This is a genomic window from Agromyces sp. P2_B3 (assembly GCF_056404815.1).
Genome location: NZ_JBFUDH010000008.1, coordinates 1 through 26621, shown reverse-complemented (window position 1 = coordinate 26621; position 26621 = coordinate 1). Strand labels below are relative to the sequence as shown.

27 protein-coding genes and 1 pseudogene are annotated in these 26621 nt (G+C 71.8%); 15 read left to right on the top strand and 13 right to left on the bottom strand.

Features of this window, described 5'->3' with window-relative positions:
- Nucleotides 1-131: 131 nt before the first annotated feature.
- Complete coding sequence (ggt, locus tag AC1DZA_RS13135; protein WP_476773056.1) at nucleotides 132-2036, top strand: gamma-glutamyltransferase; 1905 nt, start codon at nucleotides 132-134, stop codon at nucleotides 2034-2036.
- Between the two features lie 127 nt (nucleotides 2037-2163).
- On the opposite strand, the gene fgd is transcribed toward ggt, so the two are convergent.
- Genes fgd through cofE form a run of 4 tightly spaced genes read right to left on the bottom strand, consistent with a single transcriptional unit; the run spans nucleotide 2164 to nucleotide 5680 of the window.
- Complete coding sequence (fgd, locus tag AC1DZA_RS13130) at nucleotides 2164-3183, bottom strand: glucose-6-phosphate dehydrogenase (coenzyme-F420) (RefSeq protein ID WP_476762906.1); 1020 nt, start codon at nucleotides 3181-3183, stop codon at nucleotides 2164-2166.
- Entirely contained in the window at nucleotides 3180-3824 is a 645-nt protein-coding gene (gene cofC, locus AC1DZA_RS13125; protein WP_476773055.1) for a 2-phospho-L-lactate guanylyltransferase, read from the bottom strand. The genes fgd and cofC overlap by 4 nt, the downstream gene beginning before the upstream one ends.
- Before the next feature lie 43 nt (nucleotides 3825-3867).
- The gene (locus tag AC1DZA_RS13120) at nucleotides 3868-4866 is read right to left on the bottom strand and encodes a TIGR03557 family F420-dependent LLM class oxidoreductase (protein WP_476762908.1); all 999 of its coding nucleotides are present in this window, start codon (nucleotides 4864-4866) and stop codon (nucleotides 3868-3870) included.
- A 31-nt stretch (nucleotides 4867-4897) separates the two neighbouring features.
- Nucleotides 4898-5680 (bottom strand): coenzyme F420-0:L-glutamate ligase, encoded by a 783-nt coding sequence (gene cofE, locus AC1DZA_RS13115; protein ID WP_476762909.1) that lies wholly within the window; start codon nucleotides 5678-5680, stop codon nucleotides 4898-4900.
- Here cofE and AC1DZA_RS13110 point away from each other — a divergent pair.
- From AC1DZA_RS13110 to AC1DZA_RS13085, 6 genes are all read left to right on the top strand, one after another.
- Nucleotides 5630-6220, top strand: coding sequence for a DUF6264 family protein (locus AC1DZA_RS13110; protein WP_476773153.1), 591 nt, complete (start codon nucleotides 5630-5632; stop codon nucleotides 6218-6220). The two genes, cofE and AC1DZA_RS13110, sit on opposite strands and share 51 nt — an antisense overlap.
- 63 nt (nucleotides 6221-6283) lie before the next feature.
- Nucleotides 6284-6964: a DUF6328 family protein gene (locus AC1DZA_RS13105; protein ID WP_476773054.1), complete on the top strand. Its 681-nt coding sequence runs from the start codon at nucleotides 6284-6286 to the stop codon at nucleotides 6962-6964.
- A 10-nt stretch (nucleotides 6965-6974) separates the two neighbouring features.
- Entirely contained in the window at nucleotides 6975-7817 is an 843-nt protein-coding gene (locus tag AC1DZA_RS13100) for an exodeoxyribonuclease III (RefSeq protein ID WP_476773053.1), read from the top strand.
- Nucleotides 7818-7909: 92 nt separating this feature from the next.
- Nucleotides 7910-9259, top strand: a complete 1350-nt coding sequence (locus AC1DZA_RS13095) for a serine/threonine-protein kinase (RefSeq protein WP_476773052.1) — start codon at nucleotides 7910-7912, stop codon at nucleotides 9257-9259.
- On the top strand, nucleotides 9256-9693 hold the full coding sequence (locus tag AC1DZA_RS13090) for a hypothetical protein (protein ID WP_476773051.1): 438 nt from the start codon (nucleotides 9256-9258) through the stop codon (nucleotides 9691-9693). The genes AC1DZA_RS13095 and AC1DZA_RS13090 overlap by 4 nt, the downstream gene beginning before the upstream one ends.
- A 58-nt stretch (nucleotides 9694-9751) precedes the next feature.
- The gene (locus AC1DZA_RS13085; RefSeq protein ID WP_476763905.1) at nucleotides 9752-9895 is read left to right on the top strand and encodes a hypothetical protein; all 144 of its coding nucleotides are present in this window, start codon (nucleotides 9752-9754) and stop codon (nucleotides 9893-9895) included.
- Here the strand turns inward: AC1DZA_RS13085 and AC1DZA_RS13080 are convergent.
- Complete coding sequence (locus AC1DZA_RS13080) at nucleotides 9859-10698, bottom strand: SDR family NAD(P)-dependent oxidoreductase (protein WP_476763904.1); 840 nt, start codon at nucleotides 10696-10698, stop codon at nucleotides 9859-9861. The genes AC1DZA_RS13085 and AC1DZA_RS13080 overlap by 37 nt on opposite strands.
- Before the next feature lie 78 nt (nucleotides 10699-10776).
- Complete coding sequence (locus AC1DZA_RS13075; protein ID WP_476773050.1) at nucleotides 10777-14727, bottom strand: DUF7507 domain-containing protein; 3951 nt, start codon at nucleotides 14725-14727, stop codon at nucleotides 10777-10779.
- On the opposite strand from AC1DZA_RS13075, the gene AC1DZA_RS13070 reads away from it, so the two are divergent.
- A complete protein-coding gene (locus AC1DZA_RS13070) occupies nucleotides 14726-15052 on the top strand; it encodes a hypothetical protein (protein WP_476773049.1) in 327 nt (108 codons plus the stop codon). The two genes, AC1DZA_RS13075 and AC1DZA_RS13070, sit on opposite strands and share 2 nt — an antisense overlap.
- 119 nt (nucleotides 15053-15171) lie before the next feature.
- On the opposite strand, the gene AC1DZA_RS13065 is transcribed toward AC1DZA_RS13070, so the two are convergent.
- Nucleotides 15172-15564: an iron chaperone gene (locus AC1DZA_RS13065; RefSeq protein ID WP_476773048.1), complete on the bottom strand. Its 393-nt coding sequence runs from the start codon at nucleotides 15562-15564 to the stop codon at nucleotides 15172-15174.
- A 68-nt stretch (nucleotides 15565-15632) separates the two neighbouring features.
- Here AC1DZA_RS13065 and AC1DZA_RS13060 point away from each other — a divergent pair, with 68 nt between their 5' ends.
- From AC1DZA_RS13060 to AC1DZA_RS13045, 4 genes are all read left to right on the top strand, one after another.
- Entirely contained in the window at nucleotides 15633-16100 is a 468-nt protein-coding gene (locus AC1DZA_RS13060) for a GNAT family N-acetyltransferase (RefSeq protein WP_476773047.1), read from the top strand.
- A 122-nt stretch (nucleotides 16101-16222) separates the two neighbouring features.
- On the top strand, nucleotides 16223-17104 hold the full coding sequence (locus AC1DZA_RS13055; RefSeq protein WP_476773046.1) for an ABC transporter ATP-binding protein: 882 nt from the start codon (nucleotides 16223-16225) through the stop codon (nucleotides 17102-17104).
- 51 nt (nucleotides 17105-17155) lie between these two features.
- On the top strand, nucleotides 17156-18196 hold the full coding sequence (locus AC1DZA_RS13050) for an aliphatic sulfonate ABC transporter substrate-binding protein (protein WP_476763971.1): 1041 nt from the start codon (nucleotides 17156-17158) through the stop codon (nucleotides 18194-18196).
- A gap of 36 nt (nucleotides 18197-18232) precedes the next feature.
- Entirely contained in the window at nucleotides 18233-19195 is a 963-nt protein-coding gene (locus AC1DZA_RS13045; RefSeq protein ID WP_476773045.1) for an ABC transporter permease, read from the top strand.
- Nucleotides 19196-19257: 62 nt separating this feature from the next.
- Here the strand turns inward: AC1DZA_RS13045 and AC1DZA_RS13040 are convergent, their stop codons facing one another.
- Nucleotides 19258-19869, bottom strand: coding sequence for a TetR/AcrR family transcriptional regulator (locus tag AC1DZA_RS13040; protein ID WP_476763731.1), 612 nt, complete (start codon nucleotides 19867-19869; stop codon nucleotides 19258-19260).
- A gap of 68 nt (nucleotides 19870-19937) precedes the next feature.
- Between AC1DZA_RS13040 and AC1DZA_RS13035 the strand changes: the two genes are divergently transcribed.
- Nucleotides 19938-21485, top strand: coding sequence for a DHA2 family efflux MFS transporter permease subunit (locus AC1DZA_RS13035; RefSeq protein ID WP_476773044.1), 1548 nt, complete (start codon nucleotides 19938-19940; stop codon nucleotides 21483-21485).
- A 75-nt stretch (nucleotides 21486-21560) separates the two neighbouring features.
- On the opposite strand, the gene AC1DZA_RS13030 is transcribed toward AC1DZA_RS13035, so the two are convergent.
- The 4 genes from AC1DZA_RS13030 to AC1DZA_RS13015 all read right to left on the bottom strand — a co-directional run bounded on the left by AC1DZA_RS13030 (nucleotide 21561) and on the right by AC1DZA_RS13015 (nucleotide 23687).
- A complete protein-coding gene (locus AC1DZA_RS13030; RefSeq protein WP_476773043.1) occupies nucleotides 21561-21839 on the bottom strand; it encodes a DUF4190 domain-containing protein in 279 nt (92 codons plus the stop codon).
- 131 nt (nucleotides 21840-21970) lie between these two features.
- Entirely contained in the window at nucleotides 21971-22279 is a 309-nt protein-coding gene (locus AC1DZA_RS13025; RefSeq protein WP_476773042.1) for a DUF4190 domain-containing protein, read from the bottom strand.
- A 122-nt stretch (nucleotides 22280-22401) separates the two neighbouring features.
- Entirely contained in the window at nucleotides 22402-23187 is a 786-nt protein-coding gene (locus tag AC1DZA_RS13020; protein WP_476773041.1) for a DNA alkylation repair protein, read from the bottom strand.
- Nucleotides 23188-23291: 104 nt separating this feature from the next.
- Nucleotides 23292-23687, bottom strand: a complete 396-nt coding sequence (locus AC1DZA_RS13015; protein WP_476773040.1) for a hypothetical protein — start codon at nucleotides 23685-23687, stop codon at nucleotides 23292-23294.
- A gap of 355 nt (nucleotides 23688-24042) precedes the next feature.
- On the opposite strand from AC1DZA_RS13015, the gene AC1DZA_RS13010 reads away from it, so the two are divergent.
- Nucleotides 24043-25497 carry a DUF6421 family protein gene (locus tag AC1DZA_RS13010; RefSeq protein WP_476773039.1) on the top strand — a complete coding sequence of 485 codons (1455 nt, stop codon included), beginning with the start codon at nucleotides 24043-24045 and terminating at the stop codon, nucleotides 25495-25497.
- 2 nt (nucleotides 25498-25499) lie between these two features.
- A complete protein-coding gene (locus AC1DZA_RS13005; protein ID WP_476773038.1) occupies nucleotides 25500-26165 on the top strand; it encodes an SDR family NAD(P)-dependent oxidoreductase in 666 nt (221 codons plus the stop codon).
- Nucleotides 26166-26183: 18 nt separating this feature from the next.
- On the opposite strand, the pseudogene AC1DZA_RS13000 reads toward AC1DZA_RS13005, so the two are convergent.
- A pseudogene (locus AC1DZA_RS13000) lies at nucleotides 26184-26621 on the bottom strand (hypothetical protein); the annotation flags it as partial.

Genomic DNA, 26621 nt, shown 5'->3' with positions numbered 1-26621 from the left:
GCATCCGGCGCCGTTCGATGGCGAACACACAGGATCGACGGGTGCCGCGCGTCAGCAACCCGTTGTCAACGGCGCTCGCGCGGGGCTACGGTGAGCCCGTACGCGAACTGTGACCATTTCGGGGGGTCCTCATGGCCGATGTCGTCCGTCGTCGTTCCGCGCGCACCGCGCGGGTCGCCGCCATCTCGCTCGCCGCGGTGGTGACCGCAGCCCTGGTCGCGGGCGCCGCGCCGGCATCCGCTGCGCCGGCAGCGACCGTCGCCGGCGCCGGGGCCCTGACCGGGCGGCCGACCCCGCCCGCGCCGTCGACCTCCACGGGCTACGGCGGCGCGGTGTCGTCGGTCGACGCCGAGGCCAGCCGCATCGGGCTCGAGGTGCTGCGCGACGGCGGCAATGCGGCGGATGCCGCGATCGCCACGGCGGCCGCCCTCGGTGTCACCGAGCCGTACAGCTCGGGCATCGGCGGCGGCGGGTACTTCGTGTACTTCGACGCCGCGAGCGGCGAGGTCACCACGATCGACGGACGCGAGACCGCGCCCGCGGCCATGCCGAGCGACGCGTTCATCGTGCCCGGCAGCATCTCTGCGACGGCGCCGTACGGGGTGGCGTATCCGTTCGCCGACCTGGTGTCGTCGGGCGTCTCCGTCGGCGTGCCCGGCAGCCTCGCGACCTGGGAGACGGCGCTCGACCGGTTCGGCACCGAGTCGCTGCGCGACATCCTGAAGCCGGCGACCCTGCTCGCCACGAGGGGCTTCACCGTCGACCAGACCTTCCGCCAGCAGACGCTCGACAACCAGGCTCGGTTCGGGGCGTTCCCGGCGACGGCCGAGGTGTTCCTCCCCGGCGGCGAGGCCCCCGAGGTCGGCTCGGTCTTCAAGAACCTCGACCTCGCCGCGACGCTCCGCGAGATCGGCAAGCGCGGCACCGACCTGTTCTACGACGGGCCGATCGCCGACGAGATCGCCGCCGTCGTGCAGGACCCGCAGACGAGCCCCGACACGACGCTGCCCGCCTTCCCGGGCTACCTGACCGCCGACGACCTGGCGGGCTACGACGTGGTCGTGCAGGACCCGACGCACGTCGAGTACCGCGGCCTCGACGTCTACGGCATGGCGCCCTCGTCGTCGGGCGGCACCACCGTCGGCGAGTCGCTGAACATCCTCGAGAACCACGAGCTCTCGCCCGCGAACATCGGCCAGAGCCTGCACCTCTACTTCGAGGCCACCGCGCACGCGTTCGCCGACCGCAACGCCTACGTCGGCGACCCGGCCTTCGTCGACGTGCCGACCGAGACCCTGCTCAGCCAGGAGTTCGCCGACGCGCGCGACTGCACGATCGACCCCGACTTCGCCTCGCTCCGGCCCGTGCCGGCGGGGGCGCTGGATGCCGCGGGCTGCGACGCCGTGGCGTTCGACGAGCCCGTCGACACCGAGAACGTGTCGACCACGCACCTCTCGGTCGTCGACCGCTGGGGCAACGCGGCTTCGTACACGCTCACCATCGAGCAGACGGGCGGGTCGGGCATGGTCGTTCCCGGACGCGGGTTCCTGCTCAACAACGAGCTGACGGACTTCAGCGCGGTGCCGAACCCCACCGACCCGAACATCATCGAGCCGGGCAAGCGCCCGCGCTCGTCGATGTCGCCGACGATCGTGCTCGACGACGGCGACGTGAAGTTCGTCGTCGGCTCGCCCGGCGGCGCCACGATCATCACCACGGTCACCCAGATCCTCATGAACCGCATCGACCTCGGGATGACGCTGCCCGAGGCCGTGGCGGCACCGCGCGCGTCACAGCGCAACTCGGCGGCCCCGACGCCGGCCGAGGACGCGTTCATCGCCGCCTACGCGGACGACCTCGCGCCGTTCGGCCAGGCCCTCGCGCCCGTGCAGGGCACGGCCACGAGTCCGCTCTCGAAGGAGATCGGCGCCGCGGCCGCGATCGAGGTGGATCCCGCGACGGGCCTCATGACCGCGGTCGCCGAGCCCGTGCGCCGTGGCGGCGGCACGGGCCTGGTGGTGAAGCCGGCCGGCTGACGCCGCGGGTCGACGCCGGGGGGTCACGCCCGGGTGTCGGCGTCCGCACGGCGGGAGGAGATTCGCCCGGGCGGAGGTGGGATTCGCCGCCCGGCGCCTCCTCGGGTGCGAATCTCCTCCGGCCGCGTCAGCGCGCCCGCAGCCGCGGCGCCAGGTCGCGCTCGAACAGCTCGAGGAACCGGCGCTGGTCGGCACCCGGCGCGTGGAACACGAGGTGGTTGAAGCCCCAGTCGATGTACTGCCCGACCTGCGCCACGACCTCGTCGGGGTCGGTGCCCACGATCCAGCGCTTCGCGATCTCCTCGATCGGCAGGGCGTCGGCGGCGCGCTCCATCTCGACGGGGTCGGTGATGTCGTGCTTCTGCTCCTTCGAGAGCGACAGCGGCGACCAGAACCGCGTGTTCTCGAGCGCGGCCTCCTCGGTCTCCTCGTACGACAGCTTGATCTCGATCATGCGGTCGAGGTCGTCGAACGAGCGGCCGGATGCCTCCACGCCCTCCTTCACGGCGGGCAGCAGCTGGTCGACGTAGAGCTCGGCCCCCTTGCCCGACGTGCAGATGAACCCGTCGCCCGCGCGGCCGGCGTACTTCGCGACCGTCGGACCGCCCGCGGCGATGTAGATCGGCACGCCGCCCTCGGGTCGGTCGTAGATCGAGGCATCATGCGTGGAGTAGTACTCGCCCTCGAAGCTGACCTGGTCGTCGCCCGTCCAGAGCGCCCGCATGAGCCGCACCGACTCGCGCAGGCGCGCGAACCGCTCCTTGAACTCGGGCCAGTCCTGCTCGCCCGCCCCGCGGAAGCCGGTGGCGATCTCGTTGAGCGCCTCGCCCGTGCCGAACCCGGCGATGATGCGGTCGGGGTAGAGCACGCCGAGCGAGGCGAACGCCTGCGCGAGCACGGCCGGGTTGTAGCGGAACGTCGGCGTCATCACGCTCGTGCCGATGCGCACGGTCGACGTGCGCTCTCCCACCGCGGCCATCCACGCGAGCGAGAACGGCGCGTGCCCGCCGGTGTGCCGCCACGGTTGGAAGTGGTCGCTCGTCCATACCGACTCCATGCCGTGCCCCTCGGCCGCGACGGCGATCTCGACGAGCTCGCGCGGGGCGAACTGCTCCGCCGAGGCCTTGTATCCGAGTGTGAGCGTCATGCTGTTCCCTTCCGATCGGCGAGCCGGGCCACGGCTTCGGCGGTGTGGTCGCCGACTCCATGGTGCAGCACGATTTCGAGGCCGTCGACCGTGTCGACGTCGCGGGTGAGGCCCGGCAGGTCGGATGCCGCGAGCTCGACGAACCCGGCGGCCACGTGCCGGGCGGCCGAATCGGGCCCGAACCGCGGCTCGAACGCCACCCCGTCGGACGCGGTCGCGAGCGTCGAGCCCGTGCCGTCGGCGTCGCGCACGAAGGCGAGCGGATGCCGCGCCGCGGCCTCGAGCGCGCGGTCGAGCTCCTCGGGATGCAGCCCGGGCAGGTCCCCGAGCAGCACGGCCACGGCGACGGGCGCCTCGGCGCGGGCCACGTCGACCCCCTGCGCGATGGCGGCGAGCAGCCCACGGCCGCCGCCCGCGGCATCCGAAGCACCCGCGCCCTCACGCACGAACTCGGCACCTGCGACACGGGCGAGCTCGGGGTCGACCCCGACGACGATCACCCGCGCGACCGACGGGGTGGCGACTGCCGCCGCGATCGTGTCGAGCGCGAACGCCCGCGCGAGCACTGCACGCGCGTCGTCGTCGACCGCGGGGCCGAGCCGGCTCTTGGCCGCCGGCGCCCCCTTCACGGGGATCACCACCGTCCACCTCATCGCGCGCCCGCCCGCGGCATCCGGAGCGCCCTCATGCGCGCAGCCCGGGCAGCACGTCGCGGCCGAACACCTCGAGGAACTCGGCCTGGTTGCGGCCCACGTTGTGCAGGTAGATGCGGTCGAAGCCGAGGTCGAGCAGGCGTTGGATGTCGGCGCGGTGCACGTCGGGATCGGCCGAGACGACCATGCGCCCGGAGAAGTCCTCGGGGCGCACGGTGCGCGCGAGCTGGTCGAACTCGTAGGGCGAGCGGATGTCGCTGCGCGGGAACCGCATGCCGCCGTTCGGCCACTCGACGAGCGCGTTGCGCATGGCCTGCTCGTCGGTCGGCGCCCACGACAGGTGCAGCTGCAGCACCTTCGACATGGTCGCGGCGTTGCGGCCGGCCTCGCGGGCGCCCTCGGCGAAGCGCTGCAGCAGCGGTGCGAGCCGGTCGGTCGGCGCGCCGGTGGTGATGAACCCGTCGACGCTGCGGCCCGCACGGCGGGCGGTCACGGGTCCGGATGCCGCGACGAGGATCTCTGGGGCGACCTCGGGCATGGTCCACAGGCGGGTCGACTCGAGCTTGAAGTGGGGGCCGGCGTGGCGCACGTCGCGGCCGGCGAGGGAGCCGGCGAAGAGCCGGCGGATGACGTCGACGGCCTCGAACATGCGGTTGATGCGCTCGGGCGCCTCGGGCCAGTACTGGCCGACGACATGCTCGTTGATGGCCTCGCCCGAGCCGATGCCCAGCCAGTGGCGGCCGGGATAGAGGGCCCCGAGCGTCGCGCTCGCCTGGGCGACGACGGCCGGATGCATCCGGAACGTCGGGGTCGTCACGCCCGGGCCGAGGTCGCCCGTGGTGCGCTCGCCGATCGCGGCGAGCACGCTCCACACGAATGACGACTCGCCCTGCGCCGGCACCCACGGCTGGAAGTGGTCGGTCGCCATGACCCCCCGGAAGCCGTGCGACTCGGCGAGCGCGGCCAGCGCCACCGCCTCGGCGGGCGGGAACCGCTCGAGCATCGCGGCGTAGCCGATGTGCGCAGACACCCCACCATCCTCCCCCGTCGGGAGGCGGGTGTCATTCCGAGGCGAGCGGACCCTCGGCCTGCGACTCGTCGAACCCGTCGCGGTAGCCGTCGTTGTACGCCTCGTCGGCGCCCACCCGGAACAGGTCGCGCTCCGCAGGGCGGATGATGCTGCGTGCGCCCGGCAGGTCGAGCGGGCCGACGTACCGTCCGAGCCCGCGCACCACCGCGACCGGCACGCCCGACGACTTGCCCTTCACGAGCTCGGCGGCGCCGGCGATCTCGTCGGCCACGCACGGCATGGTGACGGCGAGCGGCTTGCCCGCGGCATCCGCGGACCCCCGCAGGTCCTCGAAGACGTGCACGCCCGCGGCGCCGATGGCGATGTCGGTCTGCCCCTCGCGCCAGGGGCGCCCGAGCGTGTCGGACAGGATCACGCCGACCGCGGCGCCGGTGAGCGCACGGATGCCGGTGGCGAGCGCCCGCGCGGAGCCGTCGGGGTCGACCGGGAGGAGCAGCACCGTGCCGTGCGGCGCGTTCGACGCGTCGACACCCGCGGCCGCCCCGACGATGCCCTGGCGGTTCTCGACGATGCGGGTCACGCCGCCGTCGTAGGCGCGGGTCGCGACGACCCGCACCGTCTCGGCCGTGATCGCGGCCTCGCGGTCGGCGGCCTCGACGATGCGCCCCTCGGACTTCGACACGATCTTCGAGGTGACGACGAGGATGTCGCCGTCGCCGAGCTCCACCGCACCCGCGATGAGCGCGGCCAGGTCGTCGCCGCGCTGCACCTCCGGCAGGCCCTCGATGCCCTCGACGCTGAATCCCACGGCCATACGGCTGCCCCGTCCCACTCGATCGCCTGCGTTCACGCGCGGGTCGCCCGCACGTGCCCGCGCGTTCCCCGCACCCGATCCTTGCAGCATCCGGCGCCCGGCTGCCAGAATTCGGCCAGCGGAGCGACCGGCGAACGCGGGTCGGGGGAGCGCATGACCGAGGCAGTGCAGCCGTACGCGGCATCCGCACCGGCGAAGCGGCCCGTGGTCATGTGGGACCTGGTGCTCACCATCGTGCTGCTCGTCGTCATGATCGGCGCGGCGCTGCTCGCGTCGTTCTTCGCGGTGTTCCTCGCGTTCGCGGGCGACTCGTGCGGGGCCAGCACGGTGTGCGACTACGACCGCATGGGCACCGGCATGGTCATCGCGCTGATCGGCCCGCTCGTGGTCGGCCTGCTCGCCCTGATCGCCGCGGTCATCGTGCTCGTGCTGCGGCGCCTCGCGTTCTGGATCCCGATCGTCGGCATCGTGCTCATCGCCGCCGTCTTCTTCGGCGGCGCAGCCCTCACGATCTCGGGGGTCGAGGGCGCGACGTTCTAGGGCTGTGCCGACGCGCGGCGCAAGGGCTTGTCCGCCGCCGGGCCGGCGTGGCTACCATCGAGCATGAACGCGCGACACGCCGGACCGCCCGTCTCCGACGCACTCGGCCGCGTCGACGACGCCCCGTCGCCCGACGGCACTGACCCTGCCACCCGATCCGCGAGCCCGGCCGCCAGCCGCCCGGCGTACGACGAGGACGTCGCGCCGGGCGACGGACGGAACGAGACGCCCAACGAGCGCAGCGATCGCAACTGGAGCGACATCCTTCAGGAGCTGCGGGTCGCGCTCACCGGCACGCAGCTCATCGGCGGGTTCCTCCTCGCGGTCGCCTTCCAGCAGCGGTTCGAGGAGCTCGACCAGTACCAGCTCGTCCTCTACCTCGTGCTCGTCGCACTCGCCGGTCTGGCGACGATCGTGGGCCTCGCGCCGGTGACGCTGCATCGCACGCTGTTCCGGCACCAGGTGAAGGAACGCATCGTGCGCACCGGCAACCGGCTGCTCATCGCGCACCTCGCGGTGGTCGCCCTGCTGGTGCTCGGGGTCACGACCCTGATCTTCGACTTCGCGGTCTCGCGGACCGCCGGCATCATCACCTTCGTGGTCGGCGCCATCGTGCTCGTGCTGCTCTGGCTGGTGCTGCCGCGACTGCAGGAGGCCAAGGACGGCGACGACCCCGAGGTGGTGCGTTCGGAGGCAGAGGCCGAGGCCGGGGACGAGCGCAAGAGTGTCGGCGCGCCGTCCTAGGCTTGCTTCCATGCGCATCGCCACCTGGAACGTCAACTCGATCCGCACCCGCGTCGACCGCGTCGTCGACTGGATGGTGCGTGAAGACGTCGACGTGCTCGCGATGCAGGAGATCAAGTGCAAGCCCGAGCAGTTCCCGGCGGCGCAGTTCGAAGACGCCGGCTACGAGCTCGTTCTGCACGGCTTCGACCAGTGGAACGGCGTCGCCATCGCGAGCCGGTCGCCGATCGAGTCGGTCGAGACGAGCTTCCCGGGCATGCCCGGCTTCCTCAAGGGCCTCGAGGGCCCCGACCAGCCGCAGGAGGCGCGCGCCATCGGCGCCACCGTCGACGGCGTGCGGCTCTGGAGCCTCTATGTGCCCAACGGCCGCTCGCTGGGCGACCCGCACTACACCTACAAGCTCGACTGGCTCGAGGCGCTCACCGAGTACACCCGCGAGCAGACCACGTCGCACCCCGAGGTGCCGTTCGCGCTCATGGGCGACTTCAACATCGCCCCGTTCGACGTCGACAACGGCGACCCGACCGTCGTGGTCGGTCGCACGACCCACGTCTCCCCTGAAGAACGGGCGGCGTTCTTCGCCCTCGAGTCGGCCGGCGTCAGCGACGTCGTGCGCGCACGGGTGCCCGAGGGGCTCTTCACCTACTGGGACTACAAGCAGCTGCGGTTCCCCCGCAACGAGGGCATGCGCATCGACTTCGTCCTCGGCTCCACGGCGTTCGCCGAGGCGGTGACGGATGCCTCGATCCACCGCAACGAGCGCAAGGGCGCGGCGCCGTCCGACCACGTGCCGGTGCTCGTCGACCTGGCGCTCGAGCCGGTCGTCGACGACTCGCCGATGATCTTCGGCTGAGGCATCCGGCGCCTTACCAGAAGCGGAGAGGCCCGGGCCACCCCGACCCTGCGTCTGGCCGACGTCCAGCCGCGAAGGCTACCCTCGATGGGGTGAGCACCACCCCGAACAGCGTGATGGACGACGCCTTCACGGGCGCCACGCTGGGCGAGCGCTACCGCCTCGAGGGCCTCATCGGTCGCGGCGGCATGGCGACCGTGTATCGCGGCGTCGACCTCTCGCTCGGCCGCCCCGTCGCGGTCAAGGTCTTCGCCGCCGAGGCGGAGGGCCTCGACGACGCGCAGCGTCGACGCTCCGAGACCGCGCTGCTCGCGAGCCTCTCGCACCGCGCCCTCGTGCGGCTGTACGACGCCTCCCGCGATCCGGCGACGGGCCGGGAGTTCCTCGTGATGGAGCTCGTCGAGGGTCGTGACCTGCGCGAGACGCTGCGACTCGGCCCGCTCGGCCCGGCGGATGCCGCGGGGCTGCTCGCCGACCTCGCCGAGGCGCTGCACGTCATCCACGATCGCGGCATCGTGCACCGCGACGTGAAGCCCGCGAACGTGCTCCTCGAGCCGGCGCACCTGCCGAGCCGCACGTGGAACGCGAAGCTCGCCGACTTCGGCATCGCCCGTCTCATCGACGACGCACGCATCACCCGCGCGGGCCTGCTCGTCGGCACGCCCGGCTACCTCAGCCCCGAGCAGGTGACAGGTCAGCCTCCGTCTCCGGCGAGCGACGTCTACTCCCTGGGCCTCCTCGTGCTCGAGGCGCGCACCGGCGAGACGCCCTTCCCAGGGCCCGCCGTCGAGTCGGCCGGCGCCCGGCTCACGCGCGATCCCGACATCCCGACCGCCCTGGGGGACGACTGGGTCGCACTGCTCGGGGCGATGACCGCCCGCGAACCGGGTGACCGTCCGAGCGCGCTCGATGTCGCGGTCGTGGCCAGCACGCTGGACACGACGCCGGTCACCGACGCGGATGCCACGGCGGCGACGATCGCGTTCACCCAGGTCGCCGAGCAGCCGACTGAGGCGATGCCCGCGAGTGCGGCTCCGGCCCCTGCGGCGTCCGCGGCCGAGACCCCGGCGCCCGCGCTCGCCGGGGACGAGACCGCAGCCACCCGGGTCCTGCCAGCTCCCGACCGCTCGTTCTTCGCGATGCCCGGCGCCGCTGCCGCCGGAGCGAGCGCGCCCGCACCCGAAGCACGGTCGAACGCCGAGCGCCGGGGAGCCGGCACCGGCACGACGGCCACTCGCGACCACGACGACACGGACCGCCGGCGCTGGGTGCGTCCGGCCATCGCGGTGGCGCTGCTGCTGGCGATCGCCGGAGTGGTGACCGCGGTGCTGCTCTCCGCGTTCAGCGCCCCAGCGCCCGAGGCGACGCCCGAGCCGCTGCCCGCCGTGCCCGGAGACCTCGGCGTGCACCTCCAGCAGCTCGACGAGGCGGTGAGCGGATGATGCGCCGGATCGCCACCCGTCACGCCGCGCTCCCCGCCGCGGCGGTTGCCCTTGCACTGGTCCTCGGCCTCTCGTCGTGCGCGGCATCGGGCGAGAACACCGCGGCGGCGATGCATGAGTCGGTCGTGCAGATCTCGACGCGCGCGGCCGAGGGCGACTATCCCGGAGCGCTCGCCGAGCTCGCCCTGCTCGAGCGGGATGTCGACGCCGCGGTCGAGGACGGCGCCGTCGACGCGACGCAGGAGTCCGACATCCGTGCCGCGATCGATCTCGTGCGGGCCGATCTCGAGGCGGCCGACGTGGCGAGCACGCCCGCTCCCGCTCCTGCCCCGGCACCCGCCGGTGATGACGCCGGCCAGCCCGGCAACGACGACAACAAGGGCAAGGGCAAGGGCAACGACGACAAGGGCAAGAAGGGGAAGGGTGAGGGCTGACACCAGCCGCCTACGCGATTCGCGGCGGGCACCCAGCTTGCGGGGCTACGGTCGCCGCATGACCACCGAACTCCTGCCCGTGATCGCCGCGGCCGCCCTGGCGGTGTCGCTGACGTTCGGCGTGATCGCGCAGCGCCGCCGCCCGCAGCCCGTGCGCGTGCGGGCTCAGTCGCGGCCGGTGAACCGCTCCATCGAGCGGTAGACGCCGAAGCCGTCGCCCACGACCCGGTCGAACACCCGGGTGGGCAGGAGGCCCCGGAGCGCCCGCGACAGGCCGACGCTCCACGGCAGCTCGACGAGGGGTGTGCCGGCGAGCATCGCCTTCCAGACCCGGTCGACGACGAACTCGGGGTCGAGCACGGGCGTGAGCGTCGGGCCCTTGGCGCCCGCGAACATGCCGGTGGAGATGTAGCTCGGCGTCACCGTCGTGACCTTCACGTTGCCGTGATCGGCCTGCTCGAGCTCGAGCCGCAATGACTCGCTCCAGCCGATGAGTGCCGCCTTGGATGCCGCGTACACCGCCATGCGCGGATTGGCGAGCGTGCCGGCGGCCGACGCGATGTTCACGATGCGTGAGGCCCGGTACGCGTTCGCGATCATGCCGGGGATGAACTCGCGCGTGATGTACATGGGCGCGAGCGCGTTGACCTGCATGGTCGGACGGGTGTCCTCGCCGTTGTCGGTCTCCCAGAAGTAGCGGTTGCCCCGCACGATGCCGGCGTTGTTCACGAGCACGTCGGGGTTGCCGACCTCGCGCCGCACCCGCTGCGCGGTCTTCGCGATGGCGCCGAGGTCGCCCACGTCGACCACGTACGACTGCACCCGGCTGCGACCGCGCGAGACGGCGCCGAGCTCGTCGACGGTGCGGGCGAGCGCTGGTGCGTCACGGTCCCAGAGGGTGACGGATGCCGCGTGCTCGGCCACCGCGCGCTCGGCGTACATGCGGCCCATGCCCGCCGCCGCGCCCGTGATCAGCACGTTGGCACCCTGCACCGTTCTCGTCATCGTTCCATCTTCGCGCACGCGGACGGACGAGCGGCGCGGTGCCGGCCCGTTCAACGGGCCGGCACCTGCCTGGTTCGCTCAGTGCCGTCGAGCCGGCCGGATCCGACGCAGGACGAGGAACGCCGCACCGAGCGCCACCAGGAGCAGCGCGATCGTGGCGGTCGCAGTGCCCTCGACGCCGCTGTGCGCGAGTCCGGCGGACGCGCTCGACGAGGGCGGCGTCGTGACGGGCGGTTCGGTGCTCGGGAGTGTGACCTCGACCTCGTCCTCGTTGCCTACGACCGGCTCGCCGTCGGGGCCGGTCGCGGTGGGGCTCGCGGTCAGGTCGATGCGGCCGGCCGCGGCATCCGCCTCGGTCGTGATGTAGGTCGCCGTGCAGACGACGCTCTCGCCCGGTGCCACGTCGCCGGTCGGGCACACGATCGTGGGCACCCCACCGGTTCCGGTGAAGTTCACGCCCGTGATGCCCACGTCGCTCAGGGTGACGGTGCCGGTGTTCGTCACCGTGAAGGTGTACTGCACCGGCTGCCCGGGCCCGCTCACGACCGGGTTGTCCACGGTGATGTCGAGCTCCAGTGCCTCGACCCCCTCGATCTCGACCGTGGCCGGCTCGCTCTCGGGCGAGGTCACCGGCATCTCCAACGGCGTGATGCCGCTCGCCGTGGCGGTGTTCACGATCGGGTCGCCCGCGTCGATGTCCGCTTGCGTGGCCACGTAGGTGGCGGAGCAGATGAGGTCATCGCCGGGCCCGACGGGGTCGGTCGGACAGTCGATCGCCGAGAGCGTGCCCGTTCCGGTGAACTCGCCCTCGGCGACGACCACGTCGTGGAGCGTGACGTTGCCGGTGTTGGTCACGATGAAGGAGTAGGTGACCACCTGGCCGGCCGCCGTCACCGTCTCAGGCGACGCGCCCTTCACGACCTCGAGGGCGGGAGCCTCGTCCACGGTCACCGCGGCCGTCGACGGCGCCGACTTGCCCGGAGGCGCGTTCGGCGGGGTGCTCGAGGCGGTCGCGGTATTCGTGACGCCGCCCGCGTCGACGTCGCCCTGCGTCAACACGTAGGTGGCCGTGCAGGTGACGTCCTCGTCGGGTGCGAGGCTGGTCACGGGACAGTCGATCCCCGAGATCGTTCCCGTCCCCGTGAACTCCTCGTCGTTCACACCGATCTCGGTGAGGGTGACGTTGCCGGTGTTCGTGATGAGGAACGAGTAGGTGAGCTCGTCGCCGGCCTGCGTGGCGGTCGTCGGGCTCACCGTCTTCAGGAGGGTCCATGCCGGTGCGGCCTCGATCGTGATCGGGAACTCCGACGGAGGTGCGCTCACCGGAAGCCCGACGGGCGTCGTCGCCGTCGCGTCAGCGGTGTTCGTGATGCCGCCCGCATCGACGTCGGCCTGGATGAGCGTGTAGGAGGCGGTGCACGTCACGTCGTCGCCGGGTGCGAGCGAGTCGACCTCGTCGGCGGGGCAGGTCACGGTCGGCGGGACGCCGTTGCCGGTGAACTCGAGCTCGGCGACCGCGACGTCGGTCAGGGTCACGTTGCCCGTGTTCGTCACCACGAAGGAGTAGGAGATCTGCTGACCCGCCTCGGTCGGGTCGTCGGGCGTGCCCGTCTTCACGATCGTGAGCGCCGGCGCGGGCGTGATCGAGATGGTCTCGGTGTCGGGCGGGGACTCGAGGGGGTCGCCGCCCGCGGTGCCCTCCGCGGTCGCGGTGTTCGCCACCGACCCCTGATCGACATCGGCCTGCGTCAGCGCATACGTCGCCGTGCACGTCACCGTCTCACCGGGCAGCAACTCCGTCACGGGGCACAGCACTGGGGACAACACGCCGGTTCCGGTGAACGCTGCGGCGTCATCCGTCACCGCGATGTCCGCGACCGACACGTTGCCGGCGTTCCGCACCAGGAACGAGTAGGTCACCACCTGACCGGCCTGCGTGAACGGGCCGCCACTCGACGACTTGTCCAGCACCAGCTCGGGGTCGGCGTCCACGGGAATCGGCGCGTCATCGGGCGGCGATACCACCGGCGCAACGTTCGGGTCCGTGCCCGAGGCGGTCGCCGTGTTGTCGACCCCGCCGTCGTCGATATCGGACTGCAGGACCGTGTACGTCGCCGAGCAGATCATCTGCGCCGTGGGGAGCAGCACCGGCGTGGCCGGGCAGTCGACCGTCGGCACGGGGCCGTTCCCGGTGAACGTGCCCTCCACGACCTGCGGGTTCGCGATCGAGACATTGCCGCTGTTGGTGACCACGAAGGAGTACGTGATCTCGGCGCCGACGAGGAAGCTGGCGGCATCCGAGGGCGACGCGGACTTCACGATGGTGAGCGCTGGCGCCTGCGGCACCGGGACCGTCTCGACATCCGTCACCGGGGTCGGCACCTGGACCGCGGCGGCCGTGCCCGTGTTCACGACCTGACCGGCATCCGCCTCAGCCTGCGTCACCACGTGCGAGGTCGACAGCACGCAGACGCCCAGTCGAGGCACCGACGCGCAGGTCTGCGTGCCTCCGGTGAGCGAGTCGGACACGACGACGTCGGTCAGCGTGATGTCTCCCGTGTTCGCTGCGGTCAGCGTGTACGACAGGCTGTCGCCCACGCTCACCGTGCCCGAACCGTCCTCGTCGGCGTTGGCGGTCAACACCTTCACGATGGAGAGCGAGGGGCTCTGCGGAACCGGCACGGTCTCCGTGTCGGTGACCGGCACGGGCGTCTGGGGCGACACTGCGGAGCCCGTGTTGACGACCTGCCCGGCGTCGGCCTCCGCCTGTGTGACCACGTGGGTGGTCGTGAGCACGCAGGTGCCGGCGACGGGCACGGTCGCGCAGGTCTGCGATGCGCCGGTCAGGGCATCCGACACGACGACGTCGTCGATCAGCACGTCACCGACGTTCGTCGCCGTCAGCGAGTACGACAGCGTGTCCCCGACACTGACCGTGCCCGAGCCGTCCTCATCGGTGTTCCCGGTCAGCGCCTTGTCGAGCGACAACTCCGGACTGCCTGCGGTGTTCGTGACGGTGCACGTCACCGCGTCGCCGATGCCGAGGACGATGGACTTGGACGTGCCGGAACCCGAAGGGAGCACCGTCGTGGAGGCGGTGTTCTCGTTCGTGCACGCCCAGGACTCGATGTACTCGTCCAGCGGCGTGGATCCTGCGGTCGGAGTCTCAGCGAGCGTGAACGGCTGCGACCCGGGGAGCAGCGTGATCGGGCCGGTGGTCGACGACGTGGCCGCCCCGGTCGTCGCGGTGCCGAGCACCGTGCCCTGCGCCGAGGTGATCGTGGTGTCGAACGAGTCGGCGGGGTTCACGCGACCGTTGACCGCCTTGTTGAGCGTCAGCGTCGCGGTCTGGAACCCGAACACCGCCGCCTCGGTGCCCTGCTGCGAGTTGAAGAGGGAGACGCTATAGGACGTCGGGTTCCTGGTCGAGAACACGGCCGTGCCGTACCCGCCCGGGAACTGCGGGTTGACGCCCTGGCACCGCACCGTCGTCGTGTTCAGCCCGGTGATGTTCGCCCCGCACCCATACTGCGTCCTGAGGACGAGGCCCCACGGCGTTCCGCCCGTCGTGAAGGTGAGGCTCTCGCTGAAGCCCGTCGACTCCCCATCACCGGCCACCATGCCGAAGTTCGGAACCGCGACGCCCTGCGGGTCGGTGACGACGAAGTTGCGCAGCAGCACACTGGTCGTTCCCGTGGTGTTGCGCTGGAGGATGGGGCGACCGGTGACCCCGGGATACTCGTTCTGCCACACCCCCGAGTTCGCGCCCTGGGCCACCGCGTTCAGTCCCGCTGCGTTGGCACCGGAGGTGAAGATGTTGAAGTCGGCCGAGTAGCCGCCCGGGAGCCCGAGATGGAAGTTCTGCCCGGTCGTCCGGGCGGTCGTCGCGTTGAAGCCGGCGAAGTCGAGCCAGCAGATGTTGTTCGCCTGCACACCGGATGTCGCGTAGCTGCATCCCGCGGCGGCAGCAGCCGCGGCCGCCTGCGGTTCGGCGGCGATCGCGTCGAGCTCTTCGCCCTCGACGCTCATGGGCGCCACCTCGGACGGTGGCGTCTGGCCGTCAGCCGAGTCGGGCGCCGGCGCGTCCGTCGGCGGTGCCTCCGCCTCCTCGGCTCCGTCGTCGGTCGGCTCCGTGGACGGCGCATCGGTCCCCGGCGCATCCGTGTCGGGCGCGTCCGTGGCCGGGTCATCCGTGGCGGGGGCGTCCGTGGCCGGGGCATCCGTCGCCGGCGCATCGGTTGCGACCTCGCTCGGCGACGCGCCATCCGGCGGCGCCTCCGCCGACCAGGCGGCCCCGCCGCCCGACCACATGGCCGTGGCGAGTGCGAGGCCCGCCGCGAGCGCGGTGAACTGAAGAACCTTTCGGCTGCGTCCCCCCCGGGCACTACCGATCGTCCCTCGTGCGTGCATGACGGCCCCCTCACCGAGTGCAGCTGAGTACCGCTCACGCTAGCGCGCGGAGAGTCTTCTCCGCTAGAGGTCGGCCGCGCTCGGACCAGCAGCCGTATCGAGGTCGGCGCGACGCATCCGGACGATCTCCTGCGACATCCGGGTGATCAGGTCGTACGGCACGGGCTTGGCATACGGGAAGTTCACCGTGTCCTTCTTGGAGCGGTGCGGTGCGACCTCGGCCTCGAGTGGGCCGTCGAACGCGGGCACCGGATAGAGGCCGACGTGCCGCTTCCACCCGGCGAAGTGGATCGCGTAGCGGCCGCCGAGCATGACCGCGCCCATCCCGTAGCGGATCTTCTCCTCGCCGTCGGGCACCCCCGCGTGGATCGCAGCCCGCACGCGCTCGAGCACCTCGCGAACCTGGGGCGGGAAGGACGCGACGTAGTCGTCGACGGTCTTGGGAGCGGCGGCCATGCCGGCAGTCTACGTCACTGAACCGAATGGTTCAATGACGTTCCTGCAGCTCGTGGCAGCATGGTCGGATGGCGACCCCAGACCTCCGACTCGTCCCGAAGACCACCGAGCAGACCGCGGCCTGGCTGCCCGTCGCGATGACCGCCTACCAGCAGGCGCGGCAGCAGGCGGGCGAGGACGCCGAGCAGGCCGCCGCCGCCGCGCGCGCCTCGCAGGACCAGTTCTTCCCCGACGGGCGGCTCGTCGACGGCCACTTCCTGTTCACCGTGCAGGCCGACGGCGAGGACGCCGGCTGGCTCTGGCTCGGCCCGGTGAAGGACACGTCCACCTGGTACGTCTGGGACGTCGCCGTGCACGAGTCCTTCCGCGGCCGCGGCCTCGGCCGGGAGACCATGGCGCTCGCCGAGGAGTTCGCGCGATCGCAGGGGGCCACGACGATGCAGCTCAACGTGTTCGCCTACAACGAGCCCGCGATCGGCCTCTACGGGAGCCTCGGCTACGCCGTCACCTCGATGCACATGCAGAAGAAGCTCTAGGCGGTCACGCCGCTCGTGCCACCTTCGCCACTATTACGCCCCGGGTCACGCGCGGCTGACAGTCGCGACGGGCGTGGGTAGCGTCGGGGCATCCACCCCGAGATCGCCCGCGAGGAGCAGCCATGACGGCGACATCCGAGACCGGCCGCGACACCACGGCCCGCACGGCCGCGCGCGCCGACGCCTCGGCCGCCGCCCCGGTGGCGTTCCGCGGCGTGGGTCGCACCTTCGGGAGCGGCCCCGACGCCCGCATCGTGCTCCGGGACGTCGACCTCGAGGTCACGGCGGGCGAGATCGTCGCCATCCTCGGTCCGAGCGGATGCGGCAAGTCGACGCTGCTGCGCATCGCCGGCGGCCTCGACGCTCCGTCGGCGGGCGAGGTCGCGATCGATGGCACCGCGGTGGCCGCCTACGACCGGCGGTCGGCGGTCGGATTCCAGGAGCCGCGCCTCCTGCCGTGGCGCACCATCGCCGCGAACGTCGCCCTCGGCCTCCCCCGTGGCACGCCGCGCGCGACGGCCGCTGCCCAGGTCACCCGGCTGCTCGAGCTCGTCGGACTCGCTGACTCCGCCGGCCACCGGCCGCGCGAGGTCTCGGGCGGCATGGCGCAGCGCACCTCGCTCGCGCGGGCCCTCGCCCGCAACCCGGCCGTGCTCCTGCTCGACGAGCCGTTCGGCGCGCTCGACGCGCTCACGCGCCTGAAGATGCAGGACCTGCTGCTCGACGTGCACGCCGCCGAGCCCACCACGGTGCTCCTCGTCACCCACGACGTCGACGAGGCGCTGCAGCTCGCCGACCGGATCATCCTGCTCGGCCGCGACGGCGACGAGCCGGGAGCCCTCATCCGGCAGACCGTCGTCGTTCCGGGCCACCGGCCGCGCGACCGCGGCTCGGCCGAGCTCGCCGAGCTCCGCGGCCGCCTGCTCGACGGCCTCGGCATCGACCGGCACGGCGCCGCCCGCGGCGTCGAGACCACAACGACCATCCCGCACTACCCGTACTGACGGCACCACAGCCCCACGCCGTCGCAACCATCGCACCAGTCAAGGAGTCGCATGTCCCGCATCCCCTTCCTCCGCTCCGCGCTCGTCGCGGGTGCCGCCGCCACCGCCCTGCTCCTTTCGGGCTGCGTCGCCGGCGAGGGCCAGGCCGCCGAGCCCGAGCCCACGTCGACCGCCTCGGGCGAGGCCGTCTCGCTCGAGGGCCAGACGCTGAACATCGACTTCGCCACCTACAACCCCTTGAGCCTCGTCATCAAGGACCAGGGCTGGCTCGAGGACGCCGGCCTCACGGTCAACTGGGTGCAGTCGGCGGGCTCGAACAAGGCGAACGAGGCCCTGCGCGCCGGCGCCATCGACGTCGGCTCGACCGCCGGCTCGGCCGCGCTCCTCGCCCGCTCCAACGGCTCGCCCATCCAGGTGATCGACATCTACTCGCAGCCCGAGTGGTCGGCGCTCGTCGCGCCCGACGGCTCCCCGATCACGTCGGTCGAGGACCTCAAGGGCAAGCAGGTCGCGGCCACGAAGGGCACCGACCCCTACTTCTTCCTCCTGCAGTCGCTCGAGGCCGAGGGGCTCGAGGCATCCGACATCACCGTGCAGAACCTGCAGCACGCCGACGGCTGGGCCGCACTGCAGAACGGCTCGGTCGACGCCTGGGCCGGACTCGACCCGATCATGGCCGGTGCCGAGGAGCAGGGCGCGAACCTCTTCTACCGAAACGTGGACTTCAACAGTTACGGGTTCCTCAACGCCACGGAGTCGTTCCTGGCCGACAAGCCCGAAGTCGCGCAGGCCGTCGTCGACGCCTACGAGACGGCCCGCGCCTGGGCAGCCGAGAACCCCGACGAGACCGCAGAGATCCTCGCCGGTGTCGCCGGCCTCGACGCCGCGGTCGCCACCAAGGTCATCACCGAACGCTCGAACCTCGACGTCGACCCGGTGCCCGGTGACGCGCAGGTGAAGGTGCTCGAGAAGATCGGCCCGATCTTCGTCGAGCTCGGCGACGTGCCCACGCAGCAGCAGGTCGACGACGCGCTCGACACCATCATCAACGACGAGTTCGTCACGAAGGCCGACGCCGGCCGCTTCAGCTGATCCACTCCAGCTGACCTGCTCCACCCGGGAGGGACCATGACCGACACGGATGCCGCGGCCGAGCCGATCGCCGACCCCACCGGCACGTCCGCCCGCACGTCCGACGGCGCGACCGTCGTGGTGGGGCGGTACGGGTCGTCGGTGGTGGCCCCCGCGGCGGGGAACCCCCGCGGCGGCGGCGAGGCGCTCGGCCGGGGCAACGGTCGCGGCCGCACCGGCCGCGCCGCGGCATCCCTGCCCCTCACCCGCCGGCGATGGTTCGTCATCGTCGGCGGGGCGATCCTCCCCATCGCGCTGCTCCTCACCTGGCAGCTCGTCTCGACGACAGGCCTGGTGCCGGTGTCGCAGCTGCCGTCGCCCGAGATGGTGTGGCTCGCCGCCGTCGACCTCGCCCAGCGCGGGCTGCTCGGCCTCTACGTCGCCATCTCGACGCAGCGGGTGCTCATCGGCTTCGCGTTCGGCGCCGCCATCGGCCTGGTGCTCGGCGCGATCGTCGGCCTCTCGCGGCTCGGCGACATCCTGCTCGCCCCGACGCTCGGCGCGATCCGCGCAGTGCCCTCGCTCGCGTGGGTGCCGCTGCTGATCCTGTGGTTCAAGATCGGCGAGGAGTCGAAGATCATCCTCATCGCGATCGGCGCGTTCTTCCCCGTGTACACGATCGTTGCCGCCGCGCTCCGGCACGTCGACCGGCAGCTGCTCGAGGCGGGGCGCGCGTTCGGCCTGCACGGGGTGCGGCTGTTCACCACGGTGCAGCTGCCGGCGGTCGTGCCGTCGGTGCTCGCCGGCCTCCGGCTCGCGCTCGCGCAGGCCTGGCTGTTCCTTGTGGCGGCCGAGCTCATCGCCTCGTCGATGGGGCTCGGCTTCCTGCTCAGCGACTCGGGGAACACCGGCCGCATCGACCGCATCATCCTCGCGATCATCCTGCTCGCCCTGCTCGGCAAGCTCACCGACTCGATCCTCGGGCTCGTGGAGCGCTGGGCCGTGCGCCGCTGGGCGTAGCGTCTCGCCACGGATGCCGCGGCGCCGGCCGCGGGAGCGGGCGTCGGGTCAGGCCGCGATGGTCACCAGGGCTCGCCGGCCGCGGGGACCAGCGTGCGCACCTTCGCGACGGCGTCGGGGAAGCAGGCTTCGAGGACCTCGGTGGCCGAGACCTCGTTGCCGTAGTCGCCCGTGAGGCGAAGGCCCACGATGGCGTTGATGAGCATACCGGTGGCCATGAACTGCCGCGTCTCCTCGGCGGACATGCCGGCCTCGTCGCGGAGGAATCGCCAGATGTCGCTGAAGCCCGCGCGCGCGACCCGGCCGATCTCGGGCTCTCCGCCGAGCGCGGTGGAGTTCGCGATGACGGGGAGCATGCCCCGCTCTTCGAGCAGGCTGGTGTAGGCGGTGCCCATGCGTTCGGATCGCCCCTCGGGGTCGCCGGGCATGGCCGCCCGGAAGACGTCGATGAGACGCGCGTATGCCCGCTCGATGACGGCGATGAAGAGCTTCTCCTTCGTGCCGAAGAGCCGCACGACATAGGGCTGGCTGACGCCGGCCGCGCGGGCGACCTCGTCGGTGGTGGTGCCGACGTATGTCTTGGCCCCGAAGACCGCCGTCGCCGCCTCGAGGATGAGCTCGCGCCGGTCGGCGGCCTTCATTCGTGCAGCGGGTGCGACGTCTTCGATCGTCATGCTTGACATGTTATCAGTCGATTACTACTGTGCAAGTAATCATTCGATAACAACCAAGGAGCGCCGCCGTGTCATCCGTCACCGAAGTCGCCGCCGCACCACCTTCCCGCGCCGCCGGCCGCCGGCCGAGCCCGCTCTGGCTCGTGCTGATCGCCACCGCACTGCCCATGTTCATGGCCACGCTCGACAACCTCGTCATGACGAACGCCCTGCCCGTGCTGCACGCCGAGTTCGGGGCATCCGTCGAAGAGCTGCAGTGGTTCATGAACGCCTACACGCTCGCGTTCGCAAGCACGATCCTCATGGCCGTGGCCCTCGGCGATCGGTTCGGCCGCCGAACGCTGTTCCTCATCGGCATCGCCGTGTTCACGCTGAGCTCGGCGTTCGCGGCACTGGCCGCCGACCCCGGGCAGCTCATCGCGGCCCGCGCACTGCAGGGCTTCGGCGCCGCGGCGATCATGCCGCTCTCGCTCACGCTGCTCGTCGGGTCCGTCTCGCTGGCCCGGCGCCCGCTCGCCATCGGCATCTGGGGCGGCGTCGCCGGCCTCGGCGTCGCGACCGGGCCCCTGATCGGCGGCGCCATCCTCGAGGGCTGGGCCTGGCAGGCCATCTTCTGGATCAACGTGCCCGTCGGCGTCGTGTCCATCGGCCTGGCCCTGCTCGCGCTGCCGAACAGCTTCGGTGCCCGGCTCCGCGCCGACATCGTCGGGCTCGTGCTCTCGGGCCTCGGCCTGCTCGCACTCGTCTTCGGCATCGTGCGCGGCAACCCGGCCGGATGGGACAGCCTCGAGGTGATGGGCAGCCTCGTCGCGGGTGGCATCCTGCTCGTCGCCTTCGTGCTCTGGGAATGGCGGGCGAAGGCTCCGCTGCTGCCGCTGCGCCTCTTCCGCGACCGCAGCTTCAGCGTGGCCAACGTCGTCGGCTTCGGCTTCAGCTTCGCGGCGTTCGGCTCGATCTTCATCCTGATCCAGTTCCTGCAGGTCGTGCAGGGCGCGACCCCGCTCGAGGCGGCGCTGCAGACCTCGCCCTGGACGCTCGCCCCCATGATCGTCGCCCCCATCGCGGGACTGATCGCCCCGCGTGTCGGCACGCGCACGCTGATCGTGACCGGCCTGCTCGCCCTCGGCGTCGCGCTGTTCTGGCTGTCGGGCCTGCTGGAAGCCGACGTCACGTACGCCACGTACGTGCCGCCGTTCATGATCGCCGGCATCGGGATGGCACTGGTGTTCGCCCCGTCGGCGACCGCCGTGCTCGCCACCATGGCGCCCGACGACCACGCCAAGGCGAGCGGCACGAACTCGATGCTCCGCGAGGTCGGCGTCGCACTCGGCATCGCGGTGTCGACCGCCGTGTTCACCGGAGCGGGCGGCGAGCTCAACCCGGTCGACTACGCGGTCGGCGCCCAGCCCGCCGTGCTCGTGGCCGCGGCGGTGCTCGGCGCGACGGCGCTGGTGGCGCTGCTGCTGCCCTCAGGCAGGGCCGCGAAGGCCGCGCCTGATGTGGTCGCCTCCGGAGCGGCACCGACCGCACCGTCGGGCGAGCCGGTCCCGGGCGAGCCGGCCGCGGGCGAGCCGGCCGCGGTCGAACCGGCCGCCGTGGCGGCATCCGTGCGCTGAGCCGGCGGCATCCGCTCACAGGCGAAGGCCCCGTGCCGCTCGATCGAGCGGGACGGGGCCTTCCGTGCGTGTGGGCTAGGCGTTCGCCAGCACGCCCGAGAGGAAGAAGAAGCCGAAGATGAACCCCAGGATGATCGAGACCAGGCCGATGATGATCGCGGCGTTGGCGAATCCGGTGCCCCGCTCACCTCGCTTCTTGGCCTGGTTGAGGCCGATGAAGCCGAGGATGACCGCGATGATGTTGAACCCCAGGAGGGAGATCACGAAGGCGACGATCGAGAGGACGTTCCACTTGTCGGAGGAGGTGGCGGGTTGCTGCCGGTCGGGCACTGGAGGCGGAGCGTAATCGGACATGAGGTCCTCACTGGTGGATGGCGATCGCAGAACTGCATCGTGACAGCACGCCGTACGGGTGTCAACGACCCGGGGCGCACGACGGAGCCCCGGTCGCCATGCGGCGGCCGGGGCTCCCGTTCGTGCGTCGTCTAGTTGACCGTGACGTTGGGGGTCGCCGCGATCACCGCGACGAAGACGATCCAGAAGATGATGCCGATCACGATCGACACGAAGCCCAGGACGATCGCCCAGATGGCGAGCCCACGACCCCGCTCGCCGGTCTTCTTGATCTGGTTGAGGCCGATGAAGCCCAGGATGATCGAGATCACGCTGAAGCCGAAGAAGACGATGATGAAGGCGATGATGGACAGGATGTTCCACTTCTCACCCTGGGCCGGAGCGGCCGTCGGCTGAGGGGGAACGGGAGCGGGTGCAGGTGCGGGTGCGGAGTCAGTCATGTGAGCGTTCCTCGTGATCTTGGTGGACGAATGGCCTTCCGCATACTGGCAGCAGCGAGGCGACCGCGTCAACGACCCAGAACGGGCGCCTCGTCATGCGGCGTCACTCGCATCCCGTCCCGTCATCGCATCGCGCGGTACGCGGCTCGTTCCGCAGGGGTCAGGTGCTCGGTCGCGTAGGAGAGCATCGTGCGCGGCATCCGCGGCGCGTGTTCGTCGAGGAATCCGGTGAGCAGGTCTCGGTCGACGCGCTTGCCGGCCTCGCGCAGCATCCAGCCGACCGCCTTCTGGATGAGGTCCTCCCGGTCGTCGAGCAGGCCCGCCGCGAGTCGCAGGGTCGGTCCGGCATCGCCCGCCCTGATGTCGGCGAACGTCGCGATCACCGCGACCCGGCGCTCCCACAGCGAAGCGGATGCCGCGAGCCGGTCGAGGAGCGACGCGTCGCCGATCCCGTCCCTGACCATCTCGCCCACGAGCGCCTCGGCTGTGCTGTCGACGAGGTCCCAGTTGTTCACCCGCCCGTCGCGGACGGCGTCGAGGTACGCACGATGGAGCGCGAGTCGGCCCGCGTCGTCGCGGGTGCGCGGGCGGCGGGCGACCTCGGCCTGCCGCACCATGACGAGCAGTGCGGCGAGCCGGTGCTCGTGCACCGGACTCGCGAGGAGCGCGACGGCCTCGGCGAGCGGCATCCGCTCGAATCGCTTCACGATCGCCCGGGTGGCCGGCACTCGGACGCCGACGAAGACATCGCCCTCGCCGTAGTGACCCGAACCGGTCTTGAAGAAGCGCTGCAGGAAGGCGGCGTCGTCGGGATCGCCTGCCGCATCGATGGCGGCGGCGAGCGCCGCGGCGGTGAGCGCCGTGTCGGTGGGCGCCGTGTCAGTGGGCCGGGGGGCGTCGTCGTGCACGAGGGCACTCTAGACGCGGGCCCCGCCGGCCCGCGAGGGGACGACGAGGCGGGTGCGGGGCCGTGTTCGGCCTCGCACCCGCCGGGGGCGCAGGGATCGCGCGCTCATTCGGTGCGCTCGTGCAGCGGCGAGAGGTCGTCGTCGACGGTGACGGGCTGTGAATGCAGTTCCCGGCGTGCGTCGTCCGAGAAGCCGGGCGTCACGCCGTCCTCGGGCTGCGAGTGCAGCTCCCGCCGTGCGTCGGCGGAGAACGCCCGTGCGGCGTCGGACTGCATGCCCTGCTCGATCGCCCGCTCGATCCGGTCGGCGACGACCGGGGAGACGGCGAGGTCGCCGCGCTCGACCACGTGGCCTCGGGCGAGTGCGATCGCGGCCGCCTGGGCGGGGCGGAGGTCGTCGCGGACCTGGCCGCCCGGTGCGGCCATGCCTGCGGAGCCGCTCGTGAGAACCATCAGTGATGCGGCGACGATGAGCACCGGGGCCGCCGTGCGTGTGCGCATGGCTTCGTTCCTTTCGGGTTTCGGGTTACCACCCGTTCGGGGGTGATCTGAAGCTACGAATCCCCTGCACCGGCCGAATCCGGGCGTGCACCCGCACCCACCTCCGAATATTCCTGAGCATTGCTCAGTGCATGGCGGGTCAACCGGCTCCGAATGGACGACGCAGGCCCTGAGGGAAGCGCGATGGCACGCTCCTGCGCGACGCGGCGAAGACCTCCGCGAAATCTTGCGTCCACGCACGAAAGCGGCGTGGGCCCGCAACACATCGCGAGAAGGCTGCGTCTAGCCTTGAGTGGGCGGCCGATCGGCCGCCATCGCATCGCACTCGCGACCACGCCCGGGAACGGAGGTTCACATGTCGAACATCACGATCGACGCCATCATCGGCGAACCCGAGGTCCTCGAGGACGAGGTCTCCGCCGCCGCCATCGCGCTCGCGCTCGGCGTCGAGACCGACCCGGCCTGGCTGCGACTCAAGGAGTCGGCCACGCGGCTGCAGTCCCTCCAGGTGAAGGACGGCTCGGTGCCCGAGGAGGGCGACCGCCCCGAGGCATCCGCCCTCGTCGACGCGATCGTCGAGTCGATCGAGGCGCTCGCGCCGCGGTTCCCGCACGAGGCCGCCTACCTCGCGGCATCCGTCGCCGACTTCCGCCGGTGGCAGGCCGAGGGCTTCGGCGTGCCCGACTTCCTCGACTCGCTCCTGGAGTTCCAGCCGCAGAAGCACCGAATCGACGGCATCCGCCACCTCGTGGTGTTCCCGATGGTGACCCAGAACGGCTCACCCGACCGGCACGTCGAGGCGCTCGTCGTCGAGACGATCTGGCCCGAGTTCATCGCCGCCCTCGAGGCCGGCGACTACTCGAACAAGCTGTTCGTGAGCCTGCGACTCGTCGACTTCACGCCGGGCTACGACACGAACTCGGCCGTGCTGTTCCCCGAGACGGTGGCGATGCGCGAGATCCCGCCGTTCACGTGGGGCGCGATCTTCCAGGACCGTGAGGCCGCCCGGTACCGCCGGGTGGTGCGCGCGGCATCCGAGATCACGAAGCTCGAGCTGCCCGAGGACGCTGCCGCACTGCTCGACGACCAGGAGCTCGCCGAGCGCACCTTCGTGATGTGGGACATCATCCACGACCGCACCCACATGCGCGGCGACCTGCCGTTCGACCCGTTCATGATCAAGCAGCGCATGCCGTTCTTCCTCTACTCGCTCGAGGAGCTGCGGTGCGACCTCACCGCGTTCCGCGAGTCGGTGAAGATCGAGCGGCAGCTGCGCAAGCGGGCGGATGCCGATGAGTTCCTCACCTCGGTCGAGTCGCAGCTGCTCGAGCAGGCCAAGCTCGTGCAGTACGCGGTGATCTTCGACCGGATCTTCCGGTTCGCGATCACCGGCTCGCGGGTGCGGAACTACGACGGGCTCGGCGGCCAGCTGCTGTTCGCGTGGCTCCACCAGAAGCACGTGCTCGAGTGGACGGATGTCTCGCTCAGCTTCGACTGGGACGCCGTGCCCGACGCCGTGGTGGAGCTCGGCGACGCGATCGACGAGCTCTACTGGAAGTCGATCGACCGGCCGAAGACCGCGCACTGGCTCGCGGCGTACGAGCTGGTGACGAGCGTCGTGACGCCCAACCCCGCCTCGGTGTGGGCGCAGGGCCTGCCGCGCGAGGTGCTCGCGGGTGCGCCGAAGGGCTACACCGACCTCGTGATGGACGACGAGTTCCCGCTGTCGATGTTCTACGAGGCGCTCGACAAGAAGATGAAGCCGGTCATCGAGTCGACGGTGGGCATCACCGCGACCTCGGAGCGCTGACCATGACGGTCGCCGGCCGGACGGTGCTCATCGCGGGTGCGACGAGCGCGTCCGGCCAGGCGGTCGCCCGCGCGCTCGTCGACGCGGGCGCCCGCGTGGTGGTCGTGGGCAGCGACCAGGGCCGCCTCGACGCCCTCGTCGCCGAGGTTCCGGGGGTGGTGGGAGAACTCGCCGACCTCACCGACGGCGACGACGTGCTCGAGCTCGCGATGCGCGTGCACGCGCGGGTCGGGGACCTCGACGGCGTCGTGCACCTCGTCGGCGGCTGGCGCGGTGGCGGCGGCATCCTCGGGCAGTCCGAGGAGGACTACCGCGTGCTCGAGCGGTCGTTCACCGCACTCCGGTACGTGAGCCGCGCGTTCTGGACCGATCTCGTGGACTCGCCGGCCGGGCGCATCGCCATCGTCTCGTCGACGACGGTCGCCGCGCCCTCGGCGGGCAGCGCCAACTACACGGCGGTCAAGGCGGCGAGCGAGTCGTGGATGCAGGCCCTCGCCCAGGGGTTCGCGAAGTCGCCGGATGCCGCGGCCGCGGCCGTGACGTTCCGCGTGCGCTCGCTCGCGGGGCTCGAGGACGTGCTCGCCGACGCCGTGGTCGCCCTCTGGGACGCGGACGCGGATGCCGCGACGCTCAACGGCTCGGTGACGGAGCTCGTCGCGCGGGCCTGATCGCCTTGGCTCGCGCCGTCAGTTCGTGCCACCGGTGGCGTGCACGGCGTAGCCCCAGCAGCCGGCGTCCTCCCAGCGGTAGTCGTCACCCGTGCCCGCCTCGCCGTCGAGGGCGAGCTCCCACGCGGCGTACTCCTCGGGGGTGAGGTCTGCGGGCATCGCCGGGAAGCGGTTGGAGGCCTCGGGCGCGGGGTTCCACCACTCCCACTCGAGGTACTCCTGCCCGGCGTCGGCCATGCAGTCGCGGACGATCTGCTGGAAGGCCAGCCACGTCTGCTTCTCGGCGTCGGTCGGCTGGGCGGCGCCCGGGGTCGGGGCGGGTGCCGGGCCGCCGGGCGCCTCGGGCTGCCCGGTGAGCGGCGGGCGCAGGTCGGGTGAGGGCGACCGCGGCCCGGGCGTGGGCGCCGGAGTCGGGGCGGGGGTGCCGAGCCCACCGCCGACGGGGGGCGTCGGCGG

Bases quoted from the DNA above. Each gene is read 5' to 3' on its own strand.
- AC1DZA_RS13080 (WP_476763904.1), bottom strand. From the start codon at position 10,698: ATGACGAGAACGGTGCAGGGTGCCAACGTGCTGATCACGGGCGCGGCG.
- AC1DZA_RS13030 (WP_476773043.1), bottom strand. From the start codon at position 21,839: ATGTCCGATTACGCTCCGCCTCCAGTGCCCGACCGGCAGCAACCCGCC.
- AC1DZA_RS13075 (WP_476773050.1), bottom strand. From the start codon at position 14,727: ATGAGCGTCGAGGGCGAAGAGCTCGACGCGATCGCCGCCGAACCGCAG.
- AC1DZA_RS13040 (WP_476763731.1), bottom strand. From the start codon at position 19,869: ATGACGATCGAAGACGTCGCACCCGCTGCACGAATGAAGGCCGCCGAC.
- fgd (WP_476762906.1), bottom strand. From the start codon at position 3,183: ATGACGCTCACACTCGGATACAAGGCCTCGGCGGAGCAGTTCGCCCCG.
- AC1DZA_RS13105 (WP_476773054.1), top strand. From the start codon at position 6,284: ATGAACGCGCGACACGCCGGACCGCCCGTCTCCGACGCACTCGGCCGC.
- AC1DZA_RS13065 (WP_476773048.1), bottom strand. From the start codon at position 15,564: ATGGCCGCCGCTCCCAAGACCGTCGACGACTACGTCGCGTCCTTCCCG.
- ggt (WP_476773056.1), top strand. From the start codon at position 132: ATGGCCGATGTCGTCCGTCGTCGTTCCGCGCGCACCGCGCGGGTCGCC.
- AC1DZA_RS13025 (WP_476773042.1), bottom strand. From the start codon at position 22,279: ATGACTGACTCCGCACCCGCACCTGCACCCGCTCCCGTTCCCCCTCAG.
- AC1DZA_RS13010 (WP_476773039.1), top strand. From the start codon at position 24,043: ATGTCGAACATCACGATCGACGCCATCATCGGCGAACCCGAGGTCCTC.
- AC1DZA_RS13050 (WP_476763971.1), top strand. From the start codon at position 17,156: ATGTCCCGCATCCCCTTCCTCCGCTCCGCGCTCGTCGCGGGTGCCGCC.
- AC1DZA_RS13060 (WP_476773047.1), top strand. From the start codon at position 15,633: ATGGCGACCCCAGACCTCCGACTCGTCCCGAAGACCACCGAGCAGACC.
- AC1DZA_RS13100 (WP_476773053.1), top strand. From the start codon at position 6,975: ATGCGCATCGCCACCTGGAACGTCAACTCGATCCGCACCCGCGTCGAC.
- AC1DZA_RS13015 (WP_476773040.1), bottom strand. From the start codon at position 23,687: ATGCGCACACGCACGGCGGCCCCGGTGCTCATCGTCGCCGCATCACTG.
- AC1DZA_RS13055 (WP_476773046.1), top strand. From the start codon at position 16,223: ATGACGGCGACATCCGAGACCGGCCGCGACACCACGGCCCGCACGGCC.
- AC1DZA_RS13005 (WP_476773038.1), top strand. From the start codon at position 25,500: ATGACGGTCGCCGGCCGGACGGTGCTCATCGCGGGTGCGACGAGCGCG.
- AC1DZA_RS13045 (WP_476773045.1), top strand. From the start codon at position 18,233: ATGACCGACACGGATGCCGCGGCCGAGCCGATCGCCGACCCCACCGGC.
- AC1DZA_RS13085 (WP_476763905.1), top strand. From the start codon at position 9,752: ATGACCACCGAACTCCTGCCCGTGATCGCCGCGGCCGCCCTGGCGGTG.
- cofE (WP_476762909.1), bottom strand. From the start codon at position 5,680: ATGGCCGTGGGATTCAGCGTCGAGGGCATCGAGGGCCTGCCGGAGGTG.
- AC1DZA_RS13070 (WP_476773049.1), top strand. From the start codon at position 14,726: ATGGGCGCCACCTCGGACGGTGGCGTCTGGCCGTCAGCCGAGTCGGGC.
- AC1DZA_RS13090 (WP_476773051.1), top strand. From the start codon at position 9,256: ATGATGCGCCGGATCGCCACCCGTCACGCCGCGCTCCCCGCCGCGGCG.